This is a genomic window from Novosphingobium sp., assembly GCF_027531025.1.
Taxonomy (GTDB): domain Bacteria; phylum Pseudomonadota; class Alphaproteobacteria; order Sphingomonadales; family Sphingomonadaceae; genus Novosphingobium.
Genome location: NZ_JAPZQX010000008.1, coordinates 85,046 through 101,561 on the forward strand (window position 1 = coordinate 85,046; position 16,516 = coordinate 101,561).

Sequence of the window (16,516 nt, forward strand, 5' to 3'; positions counted from 1 at the left end):
CCAGTTCAGCCGAGGAAGCGCCAGGCCAGCGTCTCGCCGGCATGGAATGGCACGATCGGGGTGCCATTGGCGTCGATCAGTTCGGGTACCTGGGCACCGCTGCGCTCCAGCACGACCGTGTCCTCGTTCACCGGCAGGCGATAGAAGGCCGGGCCATTGAGGCTGGCAAAGCCCTCAAACTTGTCGATCGCGCCTTCTTCCTCGAACACGGCGAGGTAGCTTTCCAGCGCATAGGGCGCGTTATAGATGCCCGCGCAGCCGCAGGACGATTCCTTCGCCCCCACCGCGTGCGGCGCGCTGTCCGTTCCCAGGAAGAACTTGGCATTGCCCGAAGTTGCCGCCTTGCGCAGCGCCAGACGGTGCACTTCGCGCTTGGCCACCGGCAGGCAGTACATGTGCGGGCGGATGCCGCCGGCGAACATCGCGTTGCGGTTGATGTGGAGATGCTGCGGGGTGATCGTGGCAGCCACGTTCGGCCCGGCGCCCTCGACAAATTCCACCGCATCCCGGGTGGTGATGTGCTCGAACACGATCCGCAGGCCGGGCAGGTCACGGACCAGGCCCGAGAGCGTGCGCTCGATGAACACGGCCTCGCGATCGAAGATGTCGACATGGCTGTCGGTCACTTCGCCGTGGATCAGCAGCGGCATGCCGATCGCTTCCATCCGTTCCAGCACGGGGCGGATATTGGCGACATCGGTCACGCCATGGGCTGAACCGGTGGTGGCATGGGCGGGATAGAGCTTGGCCGCGGTAAACACGCCTTCGGCAAAGCCGCGCGCAATCTCGTCCGCGTCGATCGTGTCAGTCAGGTACGCGGTCATCAGCGGGGTAAAGCCCGGCCCGGCCGCAGCCACGATCCGCTCGCGATAGGCTGCTGCTGCCGCCACCGTGGTGATCGGGGGCGACAGGTTGGGCATCACGATCGCGCGGGCAAACTGGCGCGCGGTATGCCTGGCCACACCTTCCAGTACGGCCCCGTCGCGCAGGTGAACGTGCCAATCGTCGGGGCGGCGGATGGTCAGGCGATTCGGTGCGTCGGTCATGCCTTTCCCTTAGGCATGACCCACCCTATCTGTCATCCATGACTGCAACCAATCTGACCGACCGCGCCGTGATCCGCCTGTCCGCCACCGAGCCGGGCGAAGACCTGCGCGGGTTCCTCAATGGGCTGGTCACCAATGACGTTTCGGGCGCGCTGCCGGTCTGGGCGGCATTGCTGACCCCGCAGGGCAAGGTGATTGCCGATTTCCTGGTCTGGGCCGATGGAGATGACCTGCTGCTCGATTGCGAGGCGGCGGCGGCCGAGGCCCTGGTCAAGCGCCTGTCGATGTACCGGTTGCGCCGCAAGATCGCGATTGCGCTCGATTCCGCCGTGGGCGTGCACTGGCAGCCGGGCGATGGGCCCGCGCCCGATCCGCGCCTGCCCGCGCTGGGCCAGCGCTGGCTGGGTGAGGCGGCTGGCGGCGATGCTGCAGCCGCCTGGCGGCAACATCGCTTGTCACGGGGCGTGACCGAAGGGGCGGCGGAACTGGCTGACCTGCTCTGGCTGGAATGCAATGCCGCCGAACTGAGCGGCGTGTCCTTCACCAAGGGCTGCTATGTCGGGCAGGAAAACACCGCACGGATGAACTGGCGGCAGAAGGTCAACCGGCGGCTGGTAGTCGTGCCGCTGAGCGAAAGCGATCCGGCGAGGCAGCGCACCGCCTATCCGGACCTGGACCTGGCAGTCGATCACCGGCGGGTCGAGGATCTCGACCCTGCCACCCTGCCCGGCTGGCTTCAGCTGGGCTGACCATCTTCCGACCTGGCCGGCGCCAGCCCGGCCTTCACCGCCTGATCAACCAGCATGGCCTCGGCAATGTCGCGCGCGGTGGTGCGCGGCAGCTTCAGCGAATGGGCCAGCGCCCCGCCCAGCAGGGCATCGCCCATCGCCATCAGGCACAGCGCATGGGCCACCCCGCGCATCTGGCCCGAGCCGAATTCGTCGAGATCCTGGACCAGGTCGTTGATCGCGCTGACCAGCGGATCGAGCGCATCCTCGTTGCCGTTCATCAGCATCCAGCTCGCCAGCGCCCCGCCGCCCTCCTTGTCAAAGGCATCGAAGGCCAGGTCCACCACTTCGCGCGCGCTGCCCTCGCCCTTGCGGCTGGCCAGCACGGCTTCTTCCACCGTGGCGCAAATGGTGATGGCCAGGTGTTCCGCCAGCGCCTTCTGCAGTCCGGCAGCCGAGCCGAAGTGGTGCAGCAGGTTGGCATGGGTCCGCCCGATTCGCGCAGCCACGGCCTTCAGCGTCACCGCCTGCGGGCCGAGTTCGATCAGCAGCGCCCGCGCGGCTTCCAGCGCGACGGTGCGGCTTTCTTCCTGGCTGAGTCTTTTCCTTATTGACATGAGTGTCAGTTAATCCTATTCGGGCAGCATGAACGCACCCACCAAGTTCCCGCTTGACGTAGAACCCGCCGCCGCCTTGGGCAAGGCCGGTCCTACCCCTGCTGACCTGACCATCACCGTGCGTGATGAGCGCTTCGGGCGCGACCAGAAGCCCGGCCGCTGGTGGCTGAACAACGATCCGGTGGCAACGGCCTGGCACAATGCCCTGTCGGCCACCTTCCCACGTGGTGAAGCCTTCTTCATCGAAGCGGTGAAGGCCCACCGTGAAGGCGCCGGGCCAAAGCTGGAGGCCGAGATTCGCGCCTTCATCAAGCAGGAAATCAACCACACCCGCGAACACATCGCTTTCAACCGTGCGGCGGTGGATGCCGGCTATGATCTGGACGCGATCGACCAGCGCGTTGCCGCGAACCTGGAACTGACCAAGGACCGCCCGGCGATCCTCAACCTCGCCGTTACGATGGCGCTGGAGCATTACACCGCGATGATGGCGCAGGAGTTCCTCGCCAACCCGCAGCACTTTGCCGGGGCCGAGCCGGAAACCGCCGCGATGTGGCGCTGGCACGCGGTCGAGGAAATCGAGCACAAGGGCGTCGCCTATGACACCTGGCTCCACGCCACCAAGGATTGGACCCGCTATCGGCGCTGGAAGGTGAAGAGCCTGATGATGCTGATCGTCACCACGAACTTCATCCGCAACCGCTGGCAGGACACCATTGAACTGCTCAAGCAGGACGGGCTGACCGGCTGGAAGGTGAAGGCCAAGCTGGCCTGGTACCTGGTCGGCACGCCGGGCGTGCTGCGCCGGATCTTCCCGGCCTGGTGTTCCTACTTCCTGCCGGGCTTCCACCCCTGGAACCATGACGACCGCGCCCTGATCAGCAAGCACGACAGCGAGTTCAAGGACGCGGTGCTGGCCTGACCAGCCGATTGAAAGTCTCAAGCGAAGAAACCTCCCCAGGCCTGGCCCGGGGAGGTTTTTTCTTGTCCGCTGGCTGGTCAGGCCGCGCGCATCAGCGGTGGGTCATCATTGCCGCGGCAGGTCTCACCCAGCTCGAGCTCATGCTCGATCGAGGCCACTTCCGTCCCTCGGGCCAGGCTGAAGCGCTGGCGGATCTGCCCGGTCGGCCGGAAGCCGACCTTTCGCAGCACCCGGCCCGAGGCCGGATTGTCAATGAAGTGCCCGGCAACCAGGCGCCGGTAACCCAGCGTCCGCGCCAGCCCGATCACCGCCCGCGCCGCCTCGCTGGCATAGCCCTGGCCCCAGTATTCACGGGCCAGCCAGTACCCCAGTTCGATCTCGTCACCAGCGGCGGCAAAGCCGATGCAGCCGATCAGTCGCGCCGGTTCGGCACTGGTCGGCAGGGTGATGAAGAAATGGGGCAGGCGCTGATCCTGCGGCTGGCTGGCAAACCAGCGAGCATCCTCCGCCGTATAGGGCCAGGGCGCCTTGGCCAGGTTCCTGACCACCGCCTCGTCCGCCACGCGGGTCAACAGTTCCTGCCAGTCCTCCGGCCAGGCAGGCCGCAGGAACAGCCGTTCGCTGCGCATGAACATCGTCACTCTCCACTCTCCTCGCGGCCCCGCGCGGCCCGCCCTAGAGCGGCTGCGTGACGCCTCGGTTACATCGACCCCGGCGCTGGTCCAGGGCGGCAGAGGGAGAAATGAAAAGAGGGAGACGGGCGGGCCCCTCTCCCTCATTCGGCCGGATCGGTGATCCGGCGGGGGCTGCCCATCAAGGACAGCCCGTTATCGACTGTCCGGTTATTCGGCGGCAATTGCCATGTCGACCGACACGTACTTGCGGCCCAGCTTGCCATCATGGAAGCGGACTCGGCCTTCGGTCAGCGCGAACAGGGTGTGATCCTTGCCCATGCCGACGTTGGCACCCGGGTACACGCGGGTACCGCGCTGACGGATGATGATGTTGCCGCCGACCACTTCCTGGCCGCCGAACTTCTTCACGCCAAGGCGACGGCCGGCCGAATCACGACCGTTACGCGACGAACCGCCTGCTTTCTTGTGTGCCATCTCGATCTACTCCGAATGCTTATTCAGCGGCCGCTTCGGCCTTGGGGGCGGCCTTCTTGGCAGCCTTCTTCGCCGGGGCTTCGCCCGCGCCGACGGCGACGATGCGCAGCAGGGTCATCTGCTGGCGGTGGCCGTTCTTGCGACGATAGTTGTGACGGCGGCGCTTCTTGAACACCACCACCTTCTCGCTCTTCGCCTGGGCGATGATCTCGGCCGAAACGACGACGCCCTTGGCATCCTTCACTTCGCCACCGTCACCAGCCAGCAGAACATCTGCGAGCGTGATGGTTTCGCCAGCTTCACCAGCCAGCTTCTCAACCGCGATCTTGTCTCCGGCGGCAACCCGGTACTGCTTGCCGCCAGTGCGCACTACAGCGAACATGTGACCTATTCCGTGTTTAAAGCATAGCAGCCGCCCCGCGTGTGCGGGGTGCCGCAAGAAGGAGCGCCCCTAGTCCAAGGGGGCGGGGCTGTCAACCAAGTGGCCTTAGGAATCTTGCGCGCTGGCGCAGGAAATCGGGCGTGCTATGGCTGCGGCGATGAATCGCTCGCTCACCTGCCTGATCCCCGCGCTTTTGCTGGGGGCCTGCTCGACCACTCCGGGGGAATACCCCTCGCTGGCCAAGCGCCCGATCGAACGGGTGAGCGGAACGCTGGAGCCGCCCCCACCCCCGCCGCCGCCCGTGCCGGTCGATCCGGCCGTGCTGCGCAGCCTTGATTCGCTGCTGGAGCGGGTGCGCGAGGCCGATAGCCGCTTCCGCGCAGCCGAACCCGGCGTGCGCCGCCAGGTACAGGCCGCCAGTGGCGCCACCATGGCCAGCGAGGCCTGGTCGGTCGCCACGGTCACGCTGTCAGGCCTCCAGACGGTCCGCAGCGAGGCGCTGGTCGCCCTGGCCGAGATCGATTCGATCTATGCCGCCGGCCGGATCGAAGGCGAACCCGCGGCCGAAGCCAAGGCCACCCGCGAGGCGGCCATGGCCATCGTGCTGGAACAGGATCGGGTCATCGCCGACCTGCGGGACCGCCTCGCCAACTAGCGCCAGCGCGCCAGGTCCGCGTGGTCCTGCTCGCGCGGTTCGATCCAGTGCCAGGCCCCATCGCGCAGCTCGCGCTTCCAGAACCACGAATCGCTCTTGAGGTGATCCATCGCGAAATCGACCGCGTCGATCGCGGCGCGGCGATGCTCGGCGGCGGCGGAAACGCAGACGATCGGCTCGCCGGGATAGAGCTTCCCCACCCGGTGGAGCATCAGCAGGCCCATCAGGCCGAATCGCGCCGCCGCCGCTTCGGCCAGCGCCCGCATCCCCGGCTGGGTCAGCGGTTCGTAATGCGACAGCTCCAGCGCCTCGACCCGCCCGCCGTCTTTCGCCTGCCCGCGCACTTCGCCCACGAAAGTGCAGACCCCGCCCAGCCCCGGATGGGCCTGGGTAAAGGGGCCAATGAAGGTGCCGGGAACGAACGGCTCGGTCAGCAGGCGAACGTCGAGCGCCATGTCAGCCCCCGCTGACCGGTGGCAGGAAGGCCAGTTCGTCCCCCTCGGCCAGCACGATCCCGCCCGGCTCGGCCAGGAGTTCGCCATTGAGCGCAATCCGCACGCGCTCATCGAGCAGAGCCACGGCCAGTTCGACCGGCAGTGTGGCAAGGGTCGTTTCAAGCGGGCCGGGTGCCACCGTAAGCTCAGCTCCGCCAGCGAGGTCCGCCAGCCGCCCCAGGAAGACCAGCCGGGCCATGCTCACCCTCCCGTCATCGACATGTGGCGCGGCAGGGCCGGAGCCGCGCCGGGGGCGTCGATCCGGAAGTGGTGGCGCAGCGGCTTGATCTTCATCGCCACGTCGAGCGCCTCGGCGAGGGCCGCAGCGGGATCGGCGGAGCGCAGCGCGGCGCGCAGGTCGACCCGCTCCCCCCCGCCGAGGCAGGGATAGAGCTGCCCGGTGGCGGTCACCCGCACCCGGTTGCAGCCTTCGCAGAAATTGTTGGTCAGCGGTGTGATCAGGCCAATCCGGCCACCTGTCTCCGCAATATCGAAGTAGCGGGCCGGACCGCCAGTGCGGTGATCGCTAGGCGTCAGGTTCCAGCGCGCCTCCAGCGCGGCGCGCACTTCGCTCAGCGGCAGGTGCTGGTCAAACCGGTCTTCCTCGACCTCGCCCAGCGGCATGACCTCGATCAGGGTCAGTTCCAGGCCCTGGCCGTGGGCCCATTCGATCAGCGCCGGGATCTCGGCCGCATTGGTATCCTTCAGCGCCACGGTATTGAGCTTGACCTTCAGCCCCGCCGCCCGGGCCGCCGCGATCCCTTCCAGCACCTGCGGCAGGCTGTCGCGCCGGGCGAGCCGGGCAAAGGTTGCCCGGTCGAGCGTATCGAGCGAGACGTTGACCCGCCGCACCCCGGCGGCAAACAGGTCATCGGCAAATTCGGCGAGGCGCGTACCGTTGGTGGTCAGCGTCAGCTCGTCCAAGCCGTCCCCCAGCTTGCGCCCCAGCGCCCGGACCAGTTCGATCATGTCGCGCCGGACCAGCGGTTCGCCGCCGGTCAGTCGCAGTTTGGTAACGCCGCGGGCGATGAAGCCCAGTGCCAGCTGGTGCAATTCCTCAAGGCTCAGCACTTCGCTGCGCGGCAGGAAGGTCTGGCGTTCGGGCATGCAATAGGCGCAGCGCAGGTCGCAGCGGTCGGTCACCGACAGGCGCAGATAGGAAATCCGGCGCTGGAACTGGTCGACAAGCGTCATGATGGCGGTGGTAGCACCGCACCCGCGCCTTCGTCATCCAGCGAAATCAGCTGGCCGGTCAGCCCCGGCGCATGGGCGAGGTAATCCCGCGCTGCCGCCAGGGCGGCCGCGTCATCACCGACCACGGCATTGATCCGGCGCGGAGCCAGCGCGCGGGCCAGCATCTGCATGGCGGCCAGCCGCCAGCCACGATGGGTGTGATTGGCAGCAGGAAAGGCCAGCAGCAGATCGGCCTCGGCCGCGCGCAGGCGGCTGGTCCAGTCTGCATGAAACGCCGCCGCCGCATCCAGCGGATCGTCCGGCAGGCCCGTGATCCGCACCAGTTCCATCAGCGCCGCTCGCGCGTGAGGGTGATGCCGATCTTCTCGCCCGCCTCGCTGATCGCCAGCTTGACGATCTTGACCGTCACCGCCTCGACCCGCTCGTCCTGCACGAACAGCGTGTCGCAGATGTGATCGGCCACGGCCTCGATCAGGGTGAAATGCACACCCCTGGGCAGGGCTTCCGAAGCGGCGAACTTCAAGTCCATGTAGTTCTTGCTGGCCGCCAGCGGAGTGTCGGGCGAATAACGCTCGGCCACCTTCAGCTTCACCTGGATGGTAAAGCGCAGCGGCTGGGGACGGCCGGTTTCCTCCGAATAGATGCCGGTCAGGACATCGTTTTCGAAATCGGCAACTTCGAGGATCAGCGAATCGGCCATGCGCGCGCTTTAGCCGTTATTGGACCAGCGCGCGAAGATCGCGGTGGGCAGGAGGCGGCAAACATTCCGCTCATCCTGAGCCTGTCGAAGGGCTTCCTCGCGCACGGCAAGGTCGCCATGCTCGATCCGGCCGGGCAGATCGGCAAAGACCTCATCCAGCAGGCCAGCCAAGGCCAAGCTGCTCATCCGCACGGCATAGACCGTCAGGAACAGGAAGCGACTGTCGGCATCGAGCAGGCGGCGGCAATCCCCGATCAGCGGAGCCAGGTGCTCCTCGATCCGCCAGACCTCACCCTCCGGGCCGCGCCCGAACTTGGGGGGATCGAGGATGATCCCGTCATAGCGCTTGCCCCGGCGCACCTCGCGCGCGGTGAACTTGGCGGCATCGTCCACAATCCAGCGGATCGGCCGCTCGGCCATGCCCGACAGCGCCGCATTCTCGCGCGCCTGGGCAACCGACTTCTTGCTGGCATCAACGTGCGTGACCGGACCGTATTCGGAGAGCGACAGCGTGCCGACCCCGGTATAGCCGAACAGGTTCATCGTCTGCGCGTCGCTGCGCCCGGACAGCTGCTCCCCCATCCAGTCCCACACCGGGGCCATGTCCGGGAAAAAGCCGAGATGACGAAAAGGAGTGCACTGGGCGGTGAACTTCACGTCCCCGCGTGCCAGCGGCCAGCCTTCGCGCGGCACCGGACTGGCATAGTTCCAACGCCCGCCGCCATCCTCGTCCGATCCGGGCACGAATTCGCCATCCGAAGCCCAGCGTTCCAGCCGGGGGCGCCACATTGCCTGAGGTTCCGGGCGGATGAACCGGCGCGGGCCATAACGCTCCAGCTTGCGGCCATGCCCGCTGTCGACCAGGCCATAGTCGGCCCAGCCTTCGCCGGCCATCACGACCGGCGCCTCGATCAGCTCAGCCATTTGGCAATTCAACCACGAGGCACTGCGCGCGCGGCGACGTAGTCAGCCACGGCCGCATAGTCACCGGGCAGTTCGGCCAGCCGCTCTTCGCGCTCGAACAGGTCCCCCACCCGGGCGGGCAGCGCCGGGCGATGGCCAGTGGCGCGTTCCACCGCATCACCGAACTTGGCCGGATGGGCCGTGGCCAGGGTCACCACCGGCACGGCCGGATCGACCCCCGCGGTGCGGGCGGCATGCAGCCCGATGGCGGTATGCGGGTCAAGCAGTTCGCCGGCATTGTCCCAGCCCCAGCGCAGGGCGCGGGCCATATCATTGGCGTCGGCGCGGGCGCTGGTGAACAGGGCCGCCGCCCCTTCGCGCTGGGCGTTGGTCAGCTGCATCGACTTGCTGGCCTCGAACCCGGCCATCTGCGCCGCCAGCGCGGCCCCGTCACGGCCATTGAGATCGAACAGCAGCCGTTCGAAGTTGGACGAGACCTGGATATCCATCGACGGCGCGGCAGTGGGCGTGACCGTGCCGGCCGAATAGTCCCCGGTGGTCAGCGCGCGGTGGAGGATGTCGTTGACGTTGGTCGCCACGATCAGCCGCTCGATCGGCAGGCCCATCTGCGCGGCGACATAACCGGCAAAGACATCGCCGAAATTCCCGGTCGGCACGGCAAAGGCCACCTTGCGGTGCGGTGCGCCCAGTTGCAGCGCGGCGGCGAAGTAATAGACCACCTGGGCCATCAGCCGCGCCCAGTTGATCGAATTGACCGCGCCGATCGCGAAGCGGCTGGTCATCGCCGTATCGTTGAACATCCGCTTCACCATCGCCTGGGCATCGTCGAAGGTGCCCTCGATCGCGATGTTGTGGACGTTGGGGGCCAGCACGGTGGTCATCTGCCGGCGCTGCACTTCGCTGACCCGCCCCTTGGGGTGGAGCATGAAGATCTCGATCCGGGCGCGCCCCGCCACGGCATCAATCGCGGCCGAACCGGTATCGCCCGAAGTTGCCCCGACAATGGTCAGTGGATCACCACCACGGCCCAGGAACTCCTCGAACAGCAGGCCCAGCAATTGCAGCGCCACATCCTTGAAGGCCAGGGTCGGTCCATGGAACAGCTCGAGCAGCCACTGCTGCTCGTCCAGCTGCTTGAGCGGGGTAACGGCCTTGTGCGCGAAGCGGCCATAGGCCTGGGCGGTCAGTTCGCGCAGACGTTCCGGCGTCAGGCAATCGCCCAGGAAGGGCTGCATGATCCGCGCGGCCAGCTCGGCATAGGGCAGACCGGCCATGGCCGCGATCTCGTCAGCCGAAAAGCGGGGCCAGTGGCGGGGCACATAGAGGCCACCATCGCTGGCCAGCCCGGCCAGGGTGGCTCCGGCGAAATCGAGCGCCGGAGCGCTGCCGCGGGTCGAAATGTAGTCCATCGACCTGGGCCGTTAGCCCTCAGCGTCCCGCGCGGCAAGGCGCTTGCGGAGCGCCAGGCCATAGATCAGCAGGGCAACGGCGGCGAACAGGAACCACTGGATCGCGTAGGACAGATGGTTGTTGGGGATGTCGCGCGGATCGGGACGGGCGCTGGCCTGCAGCCCGGCCAGCGGCGGATCGGTGATCAGACGCACGCCGTCGCCCGCGCCCGGCGCAACGATTCCGGTCACCCGGCCACCATTCCAGTCAACCGCAGCCGGATCGCGCGACCAGCCCAGGACCACTTCGGCCTGCGCTCCCTCTGGCAAGGTGCAGGTTACGCTGTGCGCCCAGCCAAGCGTGCCCTGGCGGTTATAGCCCGCGATCGGCGCGTCCTTGCCGGCGATCCGGCAATCGAGCGTGCTGCGGCGGAACAGGGCGGCTTGCCGACTGGCGGGATCGACCGGCCAGGCCACTTCCGCGCCCTGCCCCTCGGCCTCGGCATAGCTGGACAGCAGCGCGGCCTTCTCCCCGCTCCGGCCAAGCTGCCACACGCCCAGCGCGAGCATCGTCGCCACGGCGGCGAGCACGATTACGGTCGGGATCAGGGGCAGTCGCTTGAGCATCAGTCTTTCCGCAGGTCGGCGCTGGTCGCCTCGCGGGCGTGGCGCTGGTACTCAGCCGCGAGCAGCGCGGCCTTGCTGACGCGCAGGCCCCACAGGGTCAGCCCCGCGACCAGCGGCACCCACAGGACGATGTGAACCCAGAACGGCGGCTGCCAGGCAAACTCCAGCCACAGTGCCAGGCCCACCACCAGCGCGCCGATGATCATGGTCAGGAAAGCGGCCGGGCCATCGCCCACGTTGAACTGCTGGTAATCGAGCCCGCAGGACCGGCAACGCGGCGCAAAGCGCGCGGCGCCATCGAACAGGCCCTTGGCGCCGCAATTCGGGCAGAGTGCGAAAAGGGCAGCCGCGGCCAGGCCGGGCTGCCCCTTTTCGTTGTGGCTTGCGCCGCCGGGCATCAGTGGACCGGGTGGCCCCAACCGCCCCAGACATAGATCGCGACGAACAGGAACAGCCAGACCACGTCGACGAAGTGCCAGTACCAGGCAGCCGCTTCGAAGCCGAAGTGCTGCTTGGGCGTGAAATCGCCGTTGTAGGCGCGGCGCAGGCAGACGATCAGGAAGATCGTGCCGATCAGCACGTGGAAGCCGTGGAAGCCCGTGGCCATGTAGAAGGCCGAGCCATAGGTGTTCTGGCCGAACGGGAACGGCGCGACCGCGTATTCGAAGGCCTGGATGCTGGTGAACAGCGCGCCCAGCGCGATGGTGGCCCACAGCCCCTTCTTCAGCCCTTCGCGGTCCCCGTGGATCAGCGCGTGGTGCGCCCAGGTGATCGTGGTGCCCGAGCAGAGCAGGATCAGCGTGTTGAGCAGCGGCAGGTCGAAGGCGTTCAGCACTTCTTCCACGGCCTTGGGCGGCCACTGGCCACCAACCACTTCGGCAATCTCGCTGGGGAACAGCGAAAAGTTGAAGAAGGCCCAGAACCAGCCGACGAAGAACATCACTTCCGAGGCGATGAAGGTAATCATGCCATAGCGCAGGTGCAGCTGCACGACCGGGGTGTGATGGCCTTCATGGGCTTCGCGGATAACCTTGGCCCACCACTGCCACATGGTGAACAGGATCCCGAACATGCCGACCAGCAGCACATACTTGCCAGCCGCCATGTCATGCATGGTCAGCACACCGCCGGTGGTCGCGGTCAGCGCCGAAACCGAGCCGATGAAGGGCAGGATATCCGGTTCAAGGATATGGTAATCGTGGTTCGTGGTGCCGGCCATGTGAGTGGTCCCCGTTGATCCCGTTGAGGCGCCGCAAGCCGGGCTTGCGGCGCAGAATTGACGATGCCCTTATCGTGCGGGCCGCGACTGGTCCAGAGTGTTTGCAGCCAATTTTTGGACAGGCTGCTGCGCGGACTTGTGGAAGGTGTAGCTCAGCGTGATCTGCTGGATGTCCTTGGTTTCCGGATCGTCGAGGATCTTCGGATCGACATAGTAGATCACCGGCATGTTGATCGACTGGCCCGGCTGCAGCGTCTGCTCGTTGAAGCAGAAGCACTGGATCTTGTGGAAGTACTTGCCAGCCAGTTCCGGTTCGACGTTGTACGAGGCGATTCCGGTGATCGGCTGGTCCGAAAGGTTCTCGGCCGAATAGTAAGCCATCTTGCGCGCGCCGATCCGCAGGTCCTGCGTGGTCTGTTCCATCTGGAACTTCCAGGGCAATTGCCGGTCGACATTGGCATCGAACCGCACCGAGATCAGCTTGTCAGTCACCCGGATTGCCGCCGCCTCGGCTTCGGTCGCCTTCATGGTGGTGCCGCCAAAGCCGGTGACCTGGCAGAAGATGCGGTAAAGCGGGACCGAGGCGAACCCGAGCGCGAGCATCGCCGCGGCGCCGAGCAGGGCCAGCACACCGGTGCGGGCATTGGGATCCTTGGGCAGGGCCAGAACGGTCATGACCTTACCCTCCCAGCCGCGCGATGGTGATGTAATAGAACAGCACGACCATGCCGACGAGCAGGCCGCCCAGCATCCAGTTGCGTTGCTTGATGATGCGCTTGCGTTCAGCTTCAGGGTCGGGAAAGCTTGGCATTCGGTTCATCCCATGATCCAGCGGTCCGCCACCAGCGCGGCGAACAGGGCAAAGAGGTAGAACACCGAAAAAGCGAACAGCCGCTTTTCGGGTCCCATGTCGGTTTCCCCCACCCCTTGCCGGAACACCGCAACACGCAGTGCCAGCACCAGGAAGATCGCCGAAAGCAGCAGGGCCGAAGCCCCGTAGACCACGCCCGCCCCGGCGATCCAGAAGGGCAGCATGGCAAGCGGCAGCAGCAGGACAGCATAGACCAGGATCTGGCGCCGGGTCGAATGCTGGCCGGCCACCACCGGCATCATCGGAATCCCTGCCTTGGCATAGTCGGTCTCGACGAACAGCGCGAGCGCCCAGAAATGCGGCGGGGTCCAGAAAAAGATGATCGCGAAAAGCAGTATCGGCATCAGCGTGATCTCGCCCGTCGCGGCAATCCAGCCGATCATTGGCGGAAAGGCCCCGGCCCCGCCCCCGATCACGATATTCTGCGGCGTGCGCGGCTTGAGCCACATGGTGTAGATCACCGCGTAGTAGAAGATCGAGAAGGCGAGGACCGCGGCGGCGAGATAGCCCACGCCCACCGCCATGATCAGCACCGAGATCAACGACAGGATCAGCCCGAAATCGCGGGCAGATTCGCGCGGCATCCGGCCGGCCGGCAGGGGCCGGGCGGCAGTGCGCTTCATCTGCGCGTCGATATCGGCTTCCCACCACATGTTGAGCGCGGCCGATCCACCTGCCCCCAGCGCGATGCACAGGATCGCGGTAAAGCCCAGCACCGGGTTGACCGATACCGGCGCAGCCAGCAATCCGCACAGGCCGGTGAAGATCACCAGGCTCATCACGCGCGGCTTGGTCAGCGCGAAGAAATCACGCCAGTCGGCGGGCAAAGGCGCCGATTGGGCGGTTCCGGGGGTGCTGACGGAGGTCATGGTTGGGGGCCCTATAGTCCCGGCTCAGATTCGCTTCAACCAATCGATGAGCAAGGCGTTCACTTCTTGTGGCCGCTCCTGCTGGGTCCAGTGCCCAACGCCATCGAGCACATACCCTTCGACCTTGGGCGCGAACATCCGCATCATCGCGACCGGGTCTGCGACCGCGCCGAACAGAGTGGTGGCTGGATCGCGCGATCCGCCGATGAACAGGCAGGGCTGTTCCAGCTGCTTGCCCTGCCAGGGCTTGAGCCATTCATAGTCCCGCTCGTGGTTGCGATAGCGGTTGAGCGGGCCGCGAAAACCCGAAGCCCTGAACTCGCCCTCGTAGTAATCGAGGTCCGCTTCGGTCAGCCAGGGGACCGGCTGCGGATCGGGCAGGCCTTCAAGGAAGGTCGCGCCCAGCGGCTTGGACCAGTAATCGCCCGGCGGCACGTCGCCCGAAATCGAATACATCATGCGCGCCACGAAATCGCGCGGGTCGGCTTCGGCCTCAGCCTCGGCCACCCCCGGTTCCTGAAAGAATTCCTGGTAGAAGAACCGGCCCTGGGCCGTGAAGGCTTCGCGGAACACCTCGGTAAAGGGGCGCAGCGGCGCACCAGCAAAGGGCACCGACAAGCCCGCCACCGCACTGATCCGGTCGGGATTGGTGAAAGCCGTGTTCCAGACGATCGGCGCGCCCCAGTCATGCCCGATCAGCACCACGCGGCTGTCCGGCGCAAGGGCATCGGCCAGGCCGATCAGGTCGGCGGCGATCGCCTGCAAAGTATAGGCTTCAACCGGCTGCGGCTTGTCCGAACCGCCATAGCCGCGCACGTCGATGGCGCAGGCGGTGAAGCCAGCGGCTGCCACGGGGCCGATCTGGTGCCGCCACGAATACCAGCTTTCCGGAAAGCCGTGGACCATGATCGCCAGCGGCGCGGTGCCAGGTTCAGGGCCTTCGATGGCGCAGCGCAGGGTTACTTCGCCGCAATCGACCATCCGGAATTCGGGCATCGGCATACTCCAAAGAAAACGCCCCGGACCTTGCGGGCCGGGGCGGATTCTGTCCAGTCGGTTCGGACGATCGGGCCTCAGTGCTTGGCCTTGTCGTCGATCACCGGCAGGGTTTCGAACTGGTGGAACGGCGGCGGGCTGGACAGGGTCCATTCCAGCGTCGTCGCACCTTCGCCCCAGTAGTTCGCTTCGGCCTTCTTGCCCATGGTGTAGGCATAGATGATGTTCACGAACCAGATCACCAGCGAGCTGGCCATTACCAGGTAACCGATCGACGAGATCTCGTTCCAGTAGGCATAGGCCTCCGTGTAGTCCGGATAGCGGCGCGGCATGCCCTGCAGACCCAGGAAGTGCTGCGGGAAGAAGATCAGGTTCACGCCGATGAAGAACACCCAGAAGTGCAGATGGGCGAGGAATTCGGAGTGCATCTTCCCGCTCATCTTCGGGAACCAGTAGTAGAACCCGGCGAAGAGCGCGGTCACCGCACCCAGCGACAGCACATAGTGGAAGTGCGCCACCACGTAGTAGGTGTCGTGCAGCACATCGTCCACGCCGCCGTTGGCCAGAACCACGCCGGTCACGCCGCCCACGGTGAACAGGAAGATGAAGCCCATCGCCCAGACCAGCGGCGACTTGAACTCGATGCTGCCGCCCCACATCGTGGCGATCCAGCTGAAGATCTTGATGCCGGTCGGCACCGCGATCACCATGGTGGCCAGGGTAAAGTAGAGCTTCGTGTTCACGCTCATGCCGGTGGTGTACATGTGGTGCGCCCAGACGACGAACCCGACCACGCCGATCGCGACCATGGCATAGGCCATGCCGAGGTAGCCGAACACCGGCTTCTTCGAGAAGGTCGAGACGATCTGGCTGATGATGCCGAAGCCCGGCAGGATCATGATGTACACTTCGGGGTGGCCGAAGAACCAGAACAGGTGCTGGTAGAGCACCGGATCGCCACCGCCGGCCGGATCGAAGAAGGTCGTGCCGAAGTTGCGGTCGGTGATCAGCATGGTGATCGCGGCGGCCAGCACCGGCAGGGCCAGCAGCAGCAGGAAGGCGGTAACCAGCACCGACCAGACGAACAGCGGCATCTTGTGCAGGGTCATGCCCGGCGCGCGCATGTTGAAGATGGTGGTGATGAAGTTGATCGCGCCCATGATCGAGGCGGCACCGGCAAGGTGCAGCGAGAAGATCGCGAAGTCGACCGCTGGGCCGGTCGCGCCATAGGTCGACAGCGGGGCATAGGCGGTCCAGCCGATGCCGGCGCCGTTACCCGTGCCGCCGGGCACGAAGGCCGACAGCATCAGCGAAATGAAGCCTGCCACGGTCAGCCAGAACGAGATGTTGTTCATCCGCGGGAAGGCCATGTCGGGCGCGCCGATCATGATCGGCACGAACCAGTTGCCGAAGCCGCCGATGATCGCGGGCATGACCATGAAGAACACCATGATCAGGCCGTGCGCGGTGATCAGCACGTTCCAGACGTGAAGCGTCTGGTCGAAGCTGGGGTCCTTCATCATGAACAGGTGCTCGGCCGCCCAGCCCAGGTACTGGATGCCCGGAGCCGCCAGTTCGAGGCGCATGATGCCCGAGAAGGCGCCGCCGATGAGCCCCGCGAAGATCGCGAAGATCAGGTAAAGCGTCCCGATGTCCTTGTGGTTGGTCGACATGAACCAGCGGGCAAAGAATGCCGGCTTGTGGTCATGATCGTGGTGGGCCGCGTCGTCGTGGGCCTGGAAGTGTTCGGCGGTGGTAGCCATGATGCGAACCTT

The 16,516-nt window shown here is 66.1% G+C and carries 23 protein-coding genes; 3 read left to right on the top strand and 20 right to left on the bottom strand.

The annotated features are described in order from the left end of the window. Positions 1-5: 5 nt before the first annotated feature. Positions 6-1,046, bottom strand: a complete 1,041-nt coding sequence (gene pyrC / locus O9281_RS12500) for a dihydroorotase (RefSeq protein WP_298186367.1) — start codon at positions 1,044-1,046, stop codon at positions 6-8. Between the two features lie 38 nt (positions 1,047-1,084). On the opposite strand from pyrC, the gene O9281_RS12505 reads away from it, so the two are divergent. Next, positions 1,085-1,795, top strand: coding sequence for a folate-binding protein (locus O9281_RS12505; protein ID WP_298186370.1), 711 nt, complete (start codon positions 1,085-1,087; stop codon positions 1,793-1,795). On the opposite strand, the gene O9281_RS12510 is transcribed toward O9281_RS12505, so the two are convergent. After that, positions 1,783-2,391: a TetR/AcrR family transcriptional regulator gene (locus tag O9281_RS12510; protein ID WP_298186372.1), complete on the bottom strand. Its 609-nt coding sequence runs from the start codon at positions 2,389-2,391 to the stop codon at positions 1,783-1,785. The genes O9281_RS12505 and O9281_RS12510 overlap by 13 nt on opposite strands. Positions 2,392-2,419: 28 nt before the next feature. Here O9281_RS12510 and O9281_RS12515 point away from each other — a divergent pair, with 28 nt between their 5' ends. Continuing rightward, complete coding sequence (locus O9281_RS12515; RefSeq protein ID WP_298186374.1) at positions 2,420-3,313, top strand: metal-dependent hydrolase; 894 nt, start codon at positions 2,420-2,422, stop codon at positions 3,311-3,313. Between the two features lie 77 nt (positions 3,314-3,390). On the opposite strand, the gene O9281_RS12520 is transcribed toward O9281_RS12515, so the two are convergent. The 3 genes from O9281_RS12520 to rplU all read right to left on the bottom strand — a co-directional run bounded on the left by O9281_RS12520 (position 3,391) and on the right by rplU (position 4,804). Next, positions 3,391-3,948 (bottom strand): GNAT family N-acetyltransferase, encoded by a 558-nt coding sequence (locus O9281_RS12520; RefSeq protein ID WP_298186466.1) that lies wholly within the window; start codon positions 3,946-3,948, stop codon positions 3,391-3,393. Between the two features lie 207 nt (positions 3,949-4,155). Next, the gene (gene rpmA / locus O9281_RS12525; protein ID WP_298186376.1) at positions 4,156-4,422 is read right to left on the bottom strand and encodes a 50S ribosomal protein L27; all 267 of its coding nucleotides are present in this window, start codon (positions 4,420-4,422) and stop codon (positions 4,156-4,158) included. 19 nt (positions 4,423-4,441) lie between these two features. Then, complete coding sequence (rplU, locus tag O9281_RS12530; protein ID WP_298186378.1) at positions 4,442-4,804, bottom strand: 50S ribosomal protein L21; 363 nt, start codon at positions 4,802-4,804, stop codon at positions 4,442-4,444. Between the two features lie 157 nt (positions 4,805-4,961). Between rplU and O9281_RS12535 the strand changes: the two genes are divergently transcribed. Beyond that, positions 4,962-5,459 (top strand): hypothetical protein, encoded by a 498-nt coding sequence (locus O9281_RS12535; RefSeq protein WP_298186380.1) that lies wholly within the window; start codon positions 4,962-4,964, stop codon positions 5,457-5,459. Here O9281_RS12535 and O9281_RS12540 read toward each other — a convergent pair. The 15 genes from O9281_RS12540 to ctaD form a co-directional block, all read right to left on the bottom strand. Continuing rightward, complete coding sequence (locus tag O9281_RS12540) at positions 5,456-5,914, bottom strand: molybdenum cofactor biosynthesis protein MoaE (RefSeq protein ID WP_298186382.1); 459 nt, start codon at positions 5,912-5,914, stop codon at positions 5,456-5,458. The two genes, O9281_RS12535 and O9281_RS12540, sit on opposite strands and share 4 nt — an antisense overlap. A gap of 1 nt (position 5,915) precedes the next feature. Next, entirely contained in the window at positions 5,916-6,152 is a 237-nt protein-coding gene (locus tag O9281_RS12545) for a MoaD/ThiS family protein (protein ID WP_298186384.1), read from the bottom strand. Positions 6,153-6,154: 2 nt separating this feature from the next. Beyond that, positions 6,155-7,147, bottom strand: coding sequence for a GTP 3',8-cyclase MoaA (gene moaA, locus O9281_RS12550; RefSeq protein ID WP_298186386.1), 993 nt, complete (start codon positions 7,145-7,147; stop codon positions 6,155-6,157). Then, entirely contained in the window at positions 7,144-7,476 is a 333-nt protein-coding gene (locus O9281_RS12555) for a Rossmann fold domain-containing protein (protein ID WP_298186388.1), read from the bottom strand. The genes moaA and O9281_RS12555 overlap by 4 nt, the downstream gene beginning before the upstream one ends. Then, positions 7,476-7,847: a dihydroneopterin aldolase gene (locus O9281_RS12560; protein ID WP_298186390.1), complete on the bottom strand. Its 372-nt coding sequence runs from the start codon at positions 7,845-7,847 to the stop codon at positions 7,476-7,478. Before O9281_RS12560 ends, O9281_RS12555 begins: the two co-directional genes overlap by 1 nt. A 9-nt stretch (positions 7,848-7,856) precedes the next feature. Beyond that, the gene (locus O9281_RS12565) at positions 7,857-8,771 is read right to left on the bottom strand and encodes a class I SAM-dependent methyltransferase (protein WP_298186392.1); all 915 of its coding nucleotides are present in this window, start codon (positions 8,769-8,771) and stop codon (positions 7,857-7,859) included. Positions 8,772-8,779: 8 nt separating this feature from the next. Beyond that, positions 8,780-10,180 (bottom strand): threonine synthase, encoded by a 1,401-nt coding sequence (thrC, locus tag O9281_RS12570; RefSeq protein WP_298186394.1) that lies wholly within the window; start codon positions 10,178-10,180, stop codon positions 8,780-8,782. A gap of 12 nt (positions 10,181-10,192) precedes the next feature. Beyond that, positions 10,193-10,786 (bottom strand): SURF1 family cytochrome oxidase biogenesis protein, encoded by a 594-nt coding sequence (locus tag O9281_RS12575; protein WP_298186396.1) that lies wholly within the window; start codon positions 10,784-10,786, stop codon positions 10,193-10,195. Beyond that, positions 10,786-11,184 carry a DUF983 domain-containing protein gene (locus O9281_RS12580; protein WP_298186399.1) on the bottom strand — a complete coding sequence of 133 codons (399 nt, stop codon included), beginning with the start codon at positions 11,182-11,184 and terminating at the stop codon, positions 10,786-10,788. Before O9281_RS12580 ends, O9281_RS12575 begins: the two co-directional genes overlap by 1 nt. Beyond that, positions 11,184-12,005, bottom strand: coding sequence for a cytochrome c oxidase subunit 3 (locus O9281_RS12585; RefSeq protein ID WP_298186401.1), 822 nt, complete (start codon positions 12,003-12,005; stop codon positions 11,184-11,186). The genes O9281_RS12580 and O9281_RS12585 overlap by 1 nt, the downstream gene beginning before the upstream one ends. A gap of 69 nt (positions 12,006-12,074) precedes the next feature. Then, positions 12,075-12,680: a cytochrome c oxidase assembly protein gene (locus O9281_RS12590; protein WP_298186404.1), complete on the bottom strand. Its 606-nt coding sequence runs from the start codon at positions 12,678-12,680 to the stop codon at positions 12,075-12,077. A gap of 4 nt (positions 12,681-12,684) precedes the next feature. Then, positions 12,685-12,816 (bottom strand): hypothetical protein, encoded by a 132-nt coding sequence (locus O9281_RS12595; protein ID WP_298186407.1) that lies wholly within the window; start codon positions 12,814-12,816, stop codon positions 12,685-12,687. A gap of 5 nt (positions 12,817-12,821) precedes the next feature. Then, positions 12,822-13,745, bottom strand: coding sequence for a heme o synthase (locus O9281_RS12600; protein WP_298186410.1), 924 nt, complete (start codon positions 13,743-13,745; stop codon positions 12,822-12,824). 24 nt (positions 13,746-13,769) lie between these two features. Beyond that, a complete protein-coding gene (locus O9281_RS12605; RefSeq protein WP_298186413.1) occupies positions 13,770-14,741 on the bottom strand; it encodes an alpha/beta fold hydrolase in 972 nt (323 codons plus the stop codon). A gap of 77 nt (positions 14,742-14,818) precedes the next feature. Then, positions 14,819-16,504, bottom strand: a complete 1,686-nt coding sequence (ctaD, locus tag O9281_RS12610) for a cytochrome c oxidase subunit I (RefSeq protein WP_298186415.1) — start codon at positions 16,502-16,504, stop codon at positions 14,819-14,821. Positions 16,505-16,516 lie beyond the last annotated feature (12 nt).